At 55.4% G+C, this 12650-nt stretch carries 12 protein-coding genes; 8 read left to right on the top strand and 4 right to left on the bottom strand.

All coding sequences use genetic code 11. The features are described 5' to 3' along the window. Positions 1–58 precede the first annotated feature (58 nt). The 6 genes from EHN07_RS12745 (at position 59) to spy (ending at position 6892) form a co-directional block, all read left to right on the top strand. Positions 59–1279: an aspartate aminotransferase family protein gene (locus tag EHN07_RS12745; protein WP_124024510.1), complete on the top strand. Its 1221-nt coding sequence runs from the start codon at positions 59–61 to the stop codon at positions 1277–1279. Beyond that, the gene (gene astA / locus EHN07_RS12750) at positions 1276–2310 is read left to right on the top strand and encodes an arginine N-succinyltransferase (RefSeq protein ID WP_124024511.1); all 1035 of its coding nucleotides are present in this window, start codon (positions 1276–1278) and stop codon (positions 2308–2310) included. Before EHN07_RS12745 ends, astA begins: the two co-directional genes overlap by 4 nt. After that, positions 2307–3785, top strand: coding sequence for a succinylglutamate-semialdehyde dehydrogenase (astD, locus tag EHN07_RS12755; RefSeq protein WP_124024512.1), 1479 nt, complete (start codon positions 2307–2309; stop codon positions 3783–3785). The genes astA and astD overlap by 4 nt, the downstream gene beginning before the upstream one ends. Continuing rightward, the gene (astB, locus tag EHN07_RS12760) at positions 3782–5110 is read left to right on the top strand and encodes an N-succinylarginine dihydrolase (RefSeq protein WP_124024513.1); all 1329 of its coding nucleotides are present in this window, start codon (positions 3782–3784) and stop codon (positions 5108–5110) included. Before astD ends, astB begins: the two co-directional genes overlap by 4 nt. A gap of 11 nt (positions 5111–5121) precedes the next feature. Then, positions 5122–6087 (top strand): succinylglutamate desuccinylase, encoded by a 966-nt coding sequence (astE, locus tag EHN07_RS12765; protein ID WP_124024514.1) that lies wholly within the window; start codon positions 5122–5124, stop codon positions 6085–6087. 322 nt (positions 6088–6409) lie between these two features. After that, positions 6410–6892: an ATP-independent periplasmic protein-refolding chaperone Spy gene (gene spy / locus EHN07_RS12770; protein ID WP_124024515.1), complete on the top strand. Its 483-nt coding sequence runs from the start codon at positions 6410–6412 to the stop codon at positions 6890–6892. A gap of 104 nt (positions 6893–6996) precedes the next feature. Here the strand turns inward: spy and yddG are convergent, their stop codons facing one another. After that, the gene (gene yddG / locus EHN07_RS12775; RefSeq protein WP_124024516.1) at positions 6997–7887 is read right to left on the bottom strand and encodes an aromatic amino acid DMT transporter YddG; all 891 of its coding nucleotides are present in this window, start codon (positions 7885–7887) and stop codon (positions 6997–6999) included. A gap of 54 nt (positions 7888–7941) precedes the next feature. Next, positions 7942–8769, bottom strand: coding sequence for an ammonia-dependent NAD(+) synthetase (nadE, locus tag EHN07_RS12780; protein WP_124024517.1), 828 nt, complete (start codon positions 8767–8769; stop codon positions 7942–7944). 275 nt (positions 8770–9044) lie between these two features. Here nadE and osmE point away from each other — a divergent pair, with 275 nt between their 5' ends. Then, positions 9045–9383, top strand: coding sequence for an osmotically-inducible lipoprotein OsmE (gene osmE, locus EHN07_RS12785; RefSeq protein ID WP_124024518.1), 339 nt, complete (start codon positions 9045–9047; stop codon positions 9381–9383). 53 nt (positions 9384–9436) lie between these two features. On the opposite strand, the gene katE is transcribed toward osmE, so the two are convergent. Continuing rightward, positions 9437–11695, bottom strand: coding sequence for a catalase HPII (gene katE, locus EHN07_RS12790; RefSeq protein ID WP_124024519.1), 2259 nt, complete (start codon positions 11693–11695; stop codon positions 9437–9439). A 158-nt stretch (positions 11696–11853) separates the two neighbouring features. On the opposite strand from katE, the gene cedA reads away from it, so the two are divergent. Further along, positions 11854–12093, top strand: a complete 240-nt coding sequence (gene cedA, locus EHN07_RS12795; protein ID WP_124024520.1) for a cell division activator CedA — start codon at positions 11854–11856, stop codon at positions 12091–12093. A 116-nt stretch (positions 12094–12209) separates the two neighbouring features. Here cedA and EHN07_RS12800 read toward each other — a convergent pair. Further along, the coding region (locus tag EHN07_RS12800) for an RNA-guided endonuclease InsQ/TnpB family protein (protein WP_148085470.1) at positions 12210–12650 on the bottom strand (441 nt) is incomplete at its 5' end.

A 12650-nucleotide genomic window follows, 5' to 3' on the forward strand; every position in this document is an offset into this window, starting at 1 on the left:
CGCAAACCGCCAATAATTTAACATCACAATAACTTTTTATTCACCGGAAGAGGTCGCTATGTCGCAGTCAATTACCCGCCAGAATTTCGACGAATGGATGATGCCCGTTTATGCCCCGGCCTCTTTTATTCCGGTCCGTGGAGAAGGGTCGACGCTGTGGGACCAGCAGGGCAAAGATTATATCGATTTTGCGGGGGGGATTGCGGTGAACGCGCTGGGGCATGCTAACCCGGAGCTGCGTCAGGCGCTTGAACAGCAGGCGGCGAAATTCTGGCACACCGGCAACGGCTACACCAACGAGCCGATTCTACGTCTGGCAAAGCAGCTGATTGATGCCACCTTTGCTGAAAAAGTATTCTTCTGTAACTCGGGGGCTGAAGCCAACGAGGCCGCGCTGAAGCTGGCGCGTAAATACGCTCATGATAATTTTGGCCCGCAGAAAAGCGGCATTGTAGCCTTTAAAAACGCTTTCCATGGACGCACGCTGTTTACCGTCTCAGCGGGGGGGCAACTCGCTTACTCACAGGATTTCGCGCCGCTGCCGCCGCAAATCAGCCACGCCCTTTATAACGATCTGCAATCTGCCAGCGAACTGATTAACGAAAACACCTGTGCGGTGATCGTGGAGCCGATACAGGGTGAGGGCGGAGTAGTCCCGGCGGACCCAACTTTCCTGCAAGGGCTGCGCGAGCTGTGCGACCGCCATCATGCGGTGCTGATTTTTGACGAAGTGCAAACCGGCGTGGGGCGCACTGGCGAGCTGTACGCCTATATGCATTATGGCATCACGCCGGATGTGCTCTCTACGGCCAAAGCGCTAGGGGGCGGCTTCCCCATCGGCGCGATGCTGACCACCGATAAATTTTCTAAAGTGATGGGGGTTGGCACCCACGGCACGACGTACGGCGGTAACCCGCTGGCGGGTGCCGTTGCCAGCCGGGTGATGGAAATCATTAATACGCCGGCAGTGCTTGATGGCGTTAAACAGCGCCATGCCTGGTTTGTTGAGCGCTTAAACCAGATTAACCAGCAGCACCAACTGTTCAGCGAAGTGCGCGGCCTGGGGCTGTTAATCGGCTGCGTGCTGCAGCCAGAGTACAGCGGAAAAGCAAAACTTATTTTACAGGCCGCCGTCCAGCAAGGGCTGATGATACTTATCGCCGGGGCCAACGTAGTCCGTTTTGCGCCCGCGCTGACCGTCAGCGAAGCCGAAGTGCAACAGGGAATGGACCGTTTTGAGCGCGCCTGCGAGCGCTTCTTAGCAGGAGAGATATCATGATGATTATCCGTCCGGTTGAGCGCGGTGATTTATCCGGGCTGCTGGAGATGGCGGGTAAAACAGGCGGTGGCTTAACTTCACTGCCTGCGGATGAAAAAACGCTCTCGGAACGTATCGAACGCTCAATGAATACCTGGCAGGGGGGACTGCCGGAAGGTGAACAGGGCTATGTTTTTGTGCTGGAAGATACCGCAACACAAAGTGTGGTGGGGATCTGCGCCATTGAAGTGGCGGTCGGCTTAAACGATCCCTGGTACAACTACCACGTTGGCACCCACGTGCATGCCTCCAAAGAGCTGAATATTTACAACGCGTTACCCACGCTGTTTCTCAGTCACGATCACACCGGGAGCAGCGAACTGTGCACGCTGTTCCTTGATGCCGACTGGCGCAAAGAGGGCAACGGCTATCTGCTTTCCAAGTCGCGCTTTCTGTTTATGGCCGCCTTCCGCGAACGCTTTAACGACAAAGTGGTTGCCGAGATGCGCGGCGTGATCGATGAACGCGGCCACTCTCCGTTCTGGGAGAGCCTGGGCAAGCGCTTCTTCTCGATGGAATTTAGCCGTGCGGACTATCTGTGCGGCACCGGGCAAAAGGCGTTTATCGCCGAACTGATGCCGAAGCACCCGATTTACACCGATTTTCTGTCGCCAGAAGCGCAGGCCGTTATTGGCAAAGTGCATCCGCAAACCGCGCCCGCGCGGGCGGTGCTGGAAGCTGAAGGGTTTCGCTATCGCAATTATGTCGATATTTTCGACGGCGGGCCGACGCTTGAATGCGATATCGACCGCGTGCGCGCCATTCGTAAAAGCCGCCTTGTAGAAGTGGTGATTGGGCAACCGGCAAGCGAAGAGCTGCCTGCATGCCTGATCGCCAATGAAAAATATAACGATTTCCGCGCGATGCTGATTCGGGCGAATCCAAAAGGCGAGCGGCTGATTATTGATGCCGCAACCGCCGACGCCCTGAAATGCAGCACTGGCGATAACGTCCGCCTGGTGCGTTTGTGCCCCGAGGAGAAAAAAGTATGACTCAGTGGATTAATGGACAATGGCTTGCGGGCCTGGGCGAAACGCTGCAAAAGCATAACCCGGTGAAGGGGGATTTGCTGTGGGAAGGCGCTGCGGCTAATGCGCAGCAGGTTGAAGAGGCCTGTTTGGCGGCGCGCGCCGCTTTTCCCGCATGGGCAAAACGCCCGTTTGCCGAACGCCAGGCAATGGTGGAGAAATTTGCCACGCTGCTCGAAGCCAATAAAGAGCTGTTGACCGTCACCATCGCCCGGGAAACCGGCAAATCGCGCTGGGAGGCGGCAACCGAAATTACGGCGATGATCAACAAAATTGCCATTTCGATTAAGGCCTACCACGCACGCACTGGAGAGATGTACACCTCGATGCCAGACGGCGCGGCAACCTTACGCCATCGTCCACACGGCGTTTTAGCGGTGTTCGGCCCCTACAATTTTCCCGGCCATTTGCCTAACGGACATATCGTTCCGGGCCTGCTGGCGGGTAACGCGCTGGTGTTTAAACCGAGTGAACTGACGCCGCTGACTGGCGAACAGATGATGAAACTCTGGCAACAAGCGGGCGTTCCCGATGGCGTGCTCAATCTGGTGCAGGGCGGGCGAGAAACCGGCCAGGCGCTGGCGCAGCAGCCGACGCTGGACGGCCTGTTATTTACCGGCAGCGCCGGTACGGGCTATCAGCTACATCGCCAGTTTGCCGGGCAGCCGGAGAAAATTCTGGCGCTGGAGATGGGGGGGAATAACCCGCTGATTGTTGAAGACCCTCAGGATCTCGACGGTGCCGTACATCTGGTGATCCAGTCGGCGTTTGTCACCGCCGGGCAGCGCTGTACCTGCGCCCGCCGTTTGCTGGTGAAACAAGGCGCACAGGGGGATGCATTCTTAAAACGCCTGGTGGAAGTGGCGGGGCGTATTCGCCCGGCGGAGTGGGACGCAAAGCCCCAGCCGTTTATTGGCGGGTTGATTTCGCAGCAGGCGGCAGAGCGGGTGCTGAGCGGCTGGCAGGAGCATATCGCACGCGGCGGGAAAGCATTGCTTGAGCCGAAATTGTTGCAAGCGGGAACCTCGCTGTTAACGCCGGGCATTGTTGAGTTAACCGGCGTGGAAAATGTGCCGGATGAAGAAGTGTTCGGGCCGCTGTTAACGGTGTACCGCTATAACGATTTTGATGAAGCTATCCGCATGGCAAACGATACGCGCTATGGCCTGGCAAGCGGGCTTATCTCCCCGCACCGCGAGCAGTTCGACCGGCTATTACTCGAAGCACGCGCCGGAATTGTGAACTGGAATAAACCGTTAACCGGTGCGTCCAGCGCCGCACCGTTCGGTGGCGTGGGCGCATCCGGCAACCATCGCGCCAGCGCATGGTATGCGGCAGATTACTGCGCATGGCCAATGGCCACGCTGGAAGCGCCTTCCTTCCCGCTGCCTGTCACCCTGAGTCCGGGGCTTGATTTCAGCCGTGGGGAGCCGTTATGAAAGCGCGTGAAGTGAATTTTGACGGGCTGGTGGGGCTGACCCACCATTACGCCGGGCTTTCTTTCGGTAATGAAGCCTCAACCCGGCACCGGTTCCGCGTCTCTAACCCGCAGCTTGCGGCGAAACAAGGCTTGCTGAAGATGAAAGCGCTGGCGGATGCCGGCTTTGCCCAGGGCGTTATCCCGCCGCAGGAACGGCCAAATATCCCACTGCTGCGCCAGTTAGGCTTCAGCGGTAGCGATGCGCAAATAGTTGAGCGCGTGGCAAAACAGGCTCCGCAGCTGCTCTCAGCGGTGAGTTCCGCCTCCGCTATGTGGGTGGCGAACGCGGCGACCGTTTGCCCGTCTGCGGATAGCCTTGATGGCAAAGTCCACTTTACGGTGGCGAACCTCAACAATAAATTCCACCGTGCCAGCGAAGCGCCGACCACTGAAAATGTGTTGCGTGCCATTTTCCGCCATCAGCACTATTTCTCGGTACATGGCGCATTGCCGCAGGTGGGGATGTTTGGCGACGAAGGCGCGGCAAATCATAATCGTTTAGGCGGGGCGTATGGCGAGCCGTCCACGCAACTCTTTGTTTATGGACGTGAAGACGCGCAGGCGGGACTGGTTCCGGCTCGTTATCCGGCGCGCCAGACGCTGGAGGCAAGCCAGGCCGTTGCGCGCTTAAACCAGGTAAAGCCAGAATTATTGGTGTACGCCCAGCAAAACCCGGCGGTTATCGACCTGGGTGTTTTCCATAACGATGTCATTGCGGTCACTAATCGCCAGCTGCTGTTCTGCCATGAACAGGCGTTTCTTCATCAACAGGCGCTGTATCATCAGCTGCGGGCAAAAGTTCCGGGTTTTAGCGTCATTGAAGTTCCGGCAGATAGAGTCCCGGTGGGCGACGCGGTGGCAACCTATCTGTTTAACAGCCAGTTACTCAGTCGCGACGATGGCAGCATGACGCTGGTTCTGCCTGAAGAGTCGCGCCAGCATGCGGGTGTCTGGCGCTATCTCAATGAAATACTGGCGGCGGATAACCCGCTCGCTGAACTGAAGGTGTTCGATCTGCGTGAAAGTATGGCTAACGGCGGCGGCCCAGCCTGCCTGCGCCTGCGGGTGGTATTAAATGAAGCCGAGCAGCGGGCGTTAAACCCGGCAGTCATGATGGATGACGCCCTGTTTTTCACCCTCAACAGCTGGGTGGATCGCTGGTACCGCGACCGGTTAACGCAGGCTGATTTAGCCGATCCGCAACTGCTTCGGGAAGGGCGTGAAGCGCTTGATGAGCTGACGCGTATACTAGACTTAGGATCTGTTTATCCGTTTCAGCACTAACAGGAGGCACAATGTTGGATTTTCTGGCGCAGACCCTCGCGGGCAAAGCGCCAATCCCGAGCGCCGGGGAAAATACGTATCTGCACTGGCAATGGTGGGATGAAGGGATCCTGACCATGACCCCCCATCAGGCGGTGGAAAAGACCCTCGTGCTGTCGGCAGGTATTCACGGCAATGAAACTGCGCCGGTAGAAATAGTCGCGCGGCTGGTGGATAGCCTGATTGCCGGAGAGGTTAAGCTGCAGTGGCGACTGCTGGTGATTCTGGGCAACCCTGCGGCGCTGCGTGGTAATCAGCGCTACCAGCACAGCGATCTGAACCGGATGTTTGGCGGGCGCTGGCAGCAGTTCCCGGAAAGCATTGAAACCCAGCGCGCCTGCCGACTAGAGCACGCGTTGGATCTGTTCCTCGCCGAGTGCGAAGAGACCACATGCTGGCACCTTGATATGCACACCGCGATTCGTAGTTCTTATCACCCGCGTTTCGGCGTTTTGCCGTCACGCCTGCAGCCTTACGATGAGGAGTTTCTCAACTGGTTGGGGTGTGCAGGACTACAGGCGCTGGTATTTCATCAGGCACCGGGAGGGACGTTCACCCATTTCAGCAGCGAGCATTTTAACGCGTTAAGCTGTACGCTGGAGTTAGGTAAAGCTCAACCGTTTGGCGCAAACGATCTCAGCCAGTTTGCGGTGACCAGCCAGGCGCTACGGGCATTGCTTAGCGGCGCTGCGCCGCCTGAGGCTGAAGGCCAACCGCTACGTTATCAAGTGACGCAGCAGATTACGCGTCACAGCGATGCCTTTGTTTTGCATATGTCTGCGCAAACGCAAAATTTTACCGCCTTCCCGAAAGGCACGTTGCTGGCACAGGATGGCGACACGCGCTATGTGGTGGAAGCTGATATTGAGTTTGTGCTATTCCCGAATCCCCATGTGGCGACGGGGCTACGGGCTGGATTAATGCTGCGCGAAATATAATGACTGCTGGCCTCACAAACCGGGGCCATTAAATAATAGCCGCCAGACAACGGCATACGGATAAATCTTAGAATGCGGCTTTTTTCGCACTTCTAATTACTATACACTTCCATCACAATTCGTTTAAAATCAGCATGTTGTTATGTTCTGTTGCAATTTCCCTGTGCTTTATCCTTATTCTCTTCATAATTGCTGCAATTTTGTTTTTTATCCTTTCAATGCTTTACCGGGGGGGACTATTACTTGACGCACAACCCCGTAAACTTTATTTCGTTAACGCGGCAGACCCTGTCGTAATAGAAATCAGAATAGGAAAAACAACATGCGTAAATTAACAGCTCTCTTTGTTGCTTCAACTCTGGCTCTGGGCGCGGTGAACCTGGCTCATGCAGCGGATACCACGGCTGCGGCGAAAACCGATGCCCCGATGACGCACCATAAAGGCATGCGCGGCGGCCATCACGATATGATGTTTAAAGACCTGAACCTGACTGATGCGCAGCAGCAGCAGGTGCGCGAGATCATGAAAGAGCAGCGCGGTAAAATGGAGCGCCCTTCAGTCGAAGAGCGGCGCGCGGCGCACGGCATTATCGCCAGCGACAGCTTCGACAAAGCCAAAGCCCAGGCGCAGGTAGATAAAATGGCCGAACAAAACAAAGCGCGGATGCTGGCTCATATGGAAGCGCAGAATAAGATCTACAACATTCTGACGCCGGAGCAGAAAAAACAGTTTAATGCTAATTTTGAGAAGCGTCTGACAGAACGCCCTCAGCATAAAGGTAAAATGCCTGGCGATCGGCAATAACCGATCGACTGATTTAAGACCGCCGCTCTTGTCCACAAGCGTTTAGCCGTGGCCAGGACCGGCGGTTTTTTCAGGCAAGCTATTGGGCGCGGCTCAACGCCGCGCTAGCCATATTTGCGGGTCGCAAACCAGCATAAAAGCGAGCCGCCAACCACCATCATCACTCCCTGCCAGAACGCCCAGCCAGGCTGTAACCCTAACCACAGGCTGGCGATGAGTGCAGAAAGCACCGGTGTAAAATACGATGCGGTGGCGAGCAACGTCATATTTCCGCGCTGGATGCCATGGTTCCAGGCCGAATAGGCCAGTGCCGTGGAAGCCCCCATAAACAGCAATTGCAGCGTTGAAGGCAGCGTAAAGTGAATCGGCGCTTCGCTGACAAAAGCAAATTTCAGCCACAGCACTATGGCAGTGGCGCAGAAGAACAGCGAGACGCCATTTTTCCCCGCGCTCCAGCGGCGAGTGAGATTGCAATACAGCGCCCAAATGAGCGCTGCGGCAAAGGCCAGCCCGTAAGCGATGGGGTTGTCCAGAATGTTGTGCCACATCTGTAACGGCGACCAGTCCCCTTCGCCTTTCATCACCTGAACGATGCCCGCCAGCGACAGCGCAAGCCCGGGCCATAGCCACAAATTGCTGCGCTGCTGGTTGATAAACAGCGCCAGCAGCATCGTCAGGCTTGGCCACAGATAGTTAATCATCCCCAGTTCCAGCGACTGGCTGCGGCTGTGGGCCAGCCCAATGGCCAGGGCCAGAAAGATTTCATAGGTAACGAATAATGCACCGCCCAGCCATAGGTAGCGCCGGGGGATGTCACGAATTTTGGGTAGGCCACACGCCAGGCTCAGGCAAACGGCGCTGACGGTATAAATCAGGGCTGCACCGCCCACCGGGCCAAAATGTTCGCTGATGCTGCGTAGTAAACCAACCGAAGTGCTCCAGAGGAGAATGGCCAACAGGCCAAAGGCCGTGGCACGTTTTGCGGCGCTGTCCATGGGTATCCAAAGCAGGGGCGGATAAAACACCATTATCCGCCAGCGGTGAAGGGATTATCGTTGCCAGAAATCATCAAACACGGTGATCGGCGGGCGGCGTTTATGCTCGGTTTTCAGATACCAGCCCTCGATGATTTTGCGGGTGGCCTCGTCAAGGATTTTGCCTTCCAGATAGTCATCAATCTGCTGGTAGCTGACGCCGAGCGCGGCTTCATCGGGCAGGGAAGGGCGATCGTCTTCAAGATCGGCGGTAGGGGCTTTCTGATACAGATGCTCCGGGCAGCCCAGCGTTTTCAACAGCGCTTTACCCTGGCGCTTGTTAAGACGGAAGATCGGGTTGATATCGGTGCCGCCATCGCCGTATTTGGTGAAAAATCCGGTTACCGCTTCGGCGCCGTGGTCGGTTCCCACCACTACCCCTTTAGTCATACCGGCGATGCTGTACTGCGCTTTCATGCGTTCGCGCGCTTTTTCATTACCGCGAACAAAATCGCTCAGTTCAATCCCGGCTTCGCGCAGCGCTTGTTCGCTTGCCAGCACCGCATCTTTAATATTCACGGTTAACACGCGGTCAGGTTGAATAAAAGCGATGGCGTCCTGGCAGTCCTGCTCGTCGGCCTGCACACCAAACGGCAGGCGTACCGCGATAAACTGGTAGCTGTCGTCGTCGGTTTCATCGCGCAGTTCGTCGATCGCCTGCTGGCACAGTTTGCCGGTAAGCGTGGAGTCCTGGCCGCCGCTGATCCCCAGTACCAGAGACTTAATAAAGGCGTACCTTTTCAGGTAGGCCTTCAGGAAATCAACGCTGACGCGAATCTCGTGCTGTGGGTCGATTTGTGGCTTAACCCCTAATGCCTGGATAATCTCTTGTTGCAGAGCCATTTAACCCTCCGGTTACGGTGTACCTGCACGCGCAGGCAGCAAAAGTCAGATAGGTTAAAACTACCCTGTTGTGATTTAAACGACAAGACTCCTGCGGGCGAGGAGGGGCCGTTTGGTGTGATTTAGAGCTATCTGGCGCGTTTTGGCGTTAACCCGGTGTTTTGTTTAATCATCCTAAAATATTTTCATTTGACCTCAGAAGTTGAAAAATGGCTGTTTCTATTCCAGGCTTAACTGACACGCATGAGCAATACCCTGATAAATGAGGATATAATATGAACAAGAAATTAGTGGCAATGTTGAGTACTGCGGCAGTGATGACCATGCTTGCAGGTTGTACCGCTTATGACCGTACCAAAGATCAGGTTGCCACGCCGGTGGTTAAAGATGTGAAAAAAGGGATGAGCCGCGAGCAAGTGCAGCAGGTCGCAGGCAAACCTTCTTCAGAAGTGACGATGATTCACGCGCGCGGGACTTGCCAGACCTATATTCTTGGCCAGCGTGATGGCAAAACCGAAACTTATTTCGTCGCCCTTGATGACACCGGGCACGTAATGAATTCGGGCTATCAGTCCTGTGCCGAGTATGATACCGATCCACAGACTAAAAAATAGTTGAGTTTTTCAGGGTAAAGAGGCCGTCACTCTGGTGACGGCCTCTTTATTTATTACGCTGGAATATTGCCGATTTTATGGTGTCGCGACCAGACGCGGTGCGCGGCAAGCAGTTTAAGAAACTCATCGGTAAATGCAGGCGTGACGCTGTCCCCTTCGATGACGCCTTCTTCGCCCTGGCTATCAATTCCCAGTTTAGTTTTAAACTGGCGGGCGTCTGCGGCAAGGCCAATCACTTTCAGATGCTTGTAGGCCTCCAGTAAATAGTAGGCTGCATCCCCGCTGTTCAGAAGGGTGCTGAGATCGCCTCCCGGCACAATCACCGCATCTACGCTTACCGACGGCGAACCGGCGAAGGTGGCGGCGATCGGCAGCAACGAACCGTCGTCAGCGCTAACCTCACCCATGCGTGAAAACAGCAGCTTGCTGTGTACCCCCTGAGCTTTCAGCGCCTGCATGGCCGCCAGCACATCTGCTGCATTGGCTTTTTCACTGAGTAAGATCGCCACCACGCGCCCTTTGACTGAGCCGCCTGGCACGGCGTACAGGCTGAGGCTCGGATCTTTCTTCAGGCCATTAACATCTTTCGGCGGTGCTACGTGCACCTGCTCATCGGACAGCTCAATGCCGAGATTTTCCGCGACCGGCTGCGCGAGGGAAATATCAATATGCGTCAGGTGGTCGAGTACGCGCTCGCGGATATAAGGCCTTGCTACTTTGGAGAGTTCAAAGCTAAAGGCGCTAATAATATGCTGCTGCTCGATCGGCGTCTGGCTTTGCCAGAACAGACGCGGCTGCGAGTAATACTCGCCAAACGACGGGCTACGCTCACGGACTTTATGGCCTTCGACGCGCGTCTGGTAACTTTCAAAACCTCCGCGTTTTGGCCCCGGTGGGGTTTCGCGCGGCCAGTTATCGTTAATGGAATTGGGCTCATAATTAGCCGGGTTGCTGTCGATATCCATACGGTGCATGCCGTCACGCTGGAAATTATGGTAAGGACAGAGCGGGCGGTTAATCGGGATCTCATGGAAGTTAGGCCCCCCGAGGCGGCTAATCTGCGTATCGGTATAGGAGAATAAACGCCCTTGCAGGAGCGGATCGTTACTGAAATCCAGCCCCGGTACGATATGGCCCGGATGGAACGCCGCCTGTTCGTTTTCGGCAAAGAAGTTATCCGGGTTACGGTTTAGCGTCATTTTGCCCACCAGATGGACCGGCACCAGCTCTTCGGGGATAAGCTTAGTCGGGTCAAGCAGGTCAAAATCATATTTAAACTCATCCTCTTCGGGGATCAGTTGCAGGCCCAGTTCATATTCCGGGAAGTCACCCGCCTCAATAGCTTCCCAAAGATCGCGGCGATGGAAGTCAGGATCGCGGCCGATCAGTTTTTGTGCCTCATCCCACACCAGCGAAGCTTTCCCGGCGATTGGTTTCCAGTGGAAGCGCACGAAAGTGGCTTTACCCTCGGCGTTAATCATCCGGAAGGTATGGATCCCGAAACCTTCCATGGTGCGATAGCTGCGCGGCAGGCCGCGATCGGACATCGCCCAGATGACGTTGTGCAGCGTTTCAGGCTGCAGCGAGACATAATCCCAGAAGGTATCGTGGGCGCTGGCACCCTGCGGAATGGCCCAGTGGGGTTCGGGTTTCACCGCGTGGACAAAATCAGGAAACTTATGGGCATCCTGAATAAAAAAGATCGGGGTGTTATTGCCGACTAAATCAAAAATGCCCTCTTCGGTATAGAACTTGGTGGCAAAGCCGCGAATATCACGCACCGTATCGGCTGAGCCTGCGCCCCCTTGTACGGTTGAGAAGCGGACAAATACCGGGGTGATTTTATCGGGGTCGGAAAGAAAGTCGGCCTTGGTCACTTGCGCCATGTTTTTATACGGCTGGAAGTAACCGTGCGCTGCCGAGCCGCGGGCATGCACGATGCGCTCGGGGATACGCTCATGGTCAAAATGAGTGATTTTTTCCCGCAGGATAAAATCTTCCAGCAGCGTAGGCCCACGCGTACCGGCACGCAGCGAGTTCTGATCGTCGGCAATGCGTACCCCCTGGTTGGTGGTCAGCGGAAAGTTTTCACCATCTTTACGCAGCGCATCAAGGGATTTGAGCTTTTCATTAGAGGTATCAGGGCTTTTAAAACTTCCCGCGGCGGTAGGCTGTGCGCCCGGCGGGGTGGGTTCAGGGGAAGGGCGGTGAGAGCCATCTTCGGGCGCCAGGGAATCCATACCAGGCTTTGATTCATCAGCGTCATGCAGGGGGGCTCGGTGATTAAGAGGGTGCTTATCATGCGTCGACATTGAACTCATCTCCTGTTTTTAGACCTGTTGCAAAGGGGGTCTTTTGACCCAAAACAGCTTTAACTATAGAACAAGGTCATCTCTACGCGAGACGAGCAGGGGCTTTCTCCGCTATCATAGCGGCGTTGTTCATCAATTTAGTTTTGATTCCATTGCCTATGAAACCTTTGCGCCAACCGAATACTCGTCCCGTTATTAGCTACCAACCGCGTGTTGAACCCGCGCCACCGGCTCATGCATGGCGAGTTGATGGGTTTAAAGACGTGTGGATGTTACGCAACCGCTATGTGGCTTTTGTGCTGGTGGGGAACGCCTTCCGTCAGTCACCGCCATTTACGTTACCGGAGTCGGCACAGCGTTGGGCGACGCAGATCAGACATGAGAATGAGATTTCCTGAGCAACGGCCTCCCCGTTGCAATCCGCTAACCCCTTTGTCAATCCTTTCTCGCCGTTTTTTATGGCTATGCGTTTTGACATCCTCCCCGCCCTAAAGGGCGAGGATTCCTACAGCGTTCAGACCGAAGTCCGACTCGCCTCGGTGGGTTCCTGCTTCATCGAGCGGCCTAAAACTGCTATCTCTCCACAGGCTAGCGCGGCGTGCCCCGCCGCTAAAATATTACGTGCGCCATTGATATCGGCGTTCGCGCTATATCCACATTCCAGACACTTGAACTTGCTTTGTGTCTGCCGGTTCTCTTTCGCTGTATGACCACAGCAGGCACATTTTTGACTCGTATAGGCTGGGTTTATCGCCAACACTTGACCACCCCGCCAAAGCTGTTTGTACTCAAGCTGTCGGCGAAGCTCGTGCCACCCCTGATCGAATATCGAACGGTTTAAGCCGGTTTTTGCCCGGACGTTGTGACCGGGCTGGCCTACCGTACCCGAAGCTGACTTTGACATGTTGGCAACCTTCAAATCTTCAATGACGATCATCGCGTGGTTTTTGCTGAT

Origin of the sequence: Buttiauxella warmboldiae, from assembly GCF_003818135.1 — a bacterium.
GTDB lineage: Bacteria > Pseudomonadota > Gammaproteobacteria > Enterobacterales > Enterobacteriaceae > Buttiauxella > Buttiauxella warmboldiae.

Coding starts and splice junctions, on each gene's coding strand:
- EHN07_RS12745 (WP_124024510.1), top strand. CDS start 59: ATGTCGCAGTCAATTACCCGCCAGAATTTCGACGAATGGATGATGCCC.
- astA (WP_124024511.1), top strand. CDS start 1,276: ATGATGATTATCCGTCCGGTTGAGCGCGGTGATTTATCCGGGCTGCTG.
- astD (WP_124024512.1), top strand. CDS start 2,307: ATGACTCAGTGGATTAATGGACAATGGCTTGCGGGCCTGGGCGAAACG.
- astB (WP_124024513.1), top strand. CDS start 3,782: ATGAAAGCGCGTGAAGTGAATTTTGACGGGCTGGTGGGGCTGACCCAC.
- astE (WP_124024514.1), top strand. CDS start 5,122: ATGTTGGATTTTCTGGCGCAGACCCTCGCGGGCAAAGCGCCAATCCCG.
- spy (WP_124024515.1), top strand. CDS start 6,410: ATGCGTAAATTAACAGCTCTCTTTGTTGCTTCAACTCTGGCTCTGGGC.
- yddG (WP_124024516.1), bottom strand. CDS start 7,887: ATGGACAGCGCCGCAAAACGTGCCACGGCCTTTGGCCTGTTGGCCATT.
- nadE (WP_124024517.1), bottom strand. CDS start 8,769: ATGGCTCTGCAACAAGAGATTATCCAGGCATTAGGGGTTAAGCCACAA.
- osmE (WP_124024518.1), top strand. CDS start 9,045: ATGAACAAGAAATTAGTGGCAATGTTGAGTACTGCGGCAGTGATGACC.
- katE (WP_124024519.1), bottom strand. CDS start 11,695: ATGTCGACGCATGATAAGCACCCTCTTAATCACCGAGCCCCCCTGCAT.
- cedA (WP_124024520.1), top strand. CDS start 11,854: ATGAAACCTTTGCGCCAACCGAATACTCGTCCCGTTATTAGCTACCAA.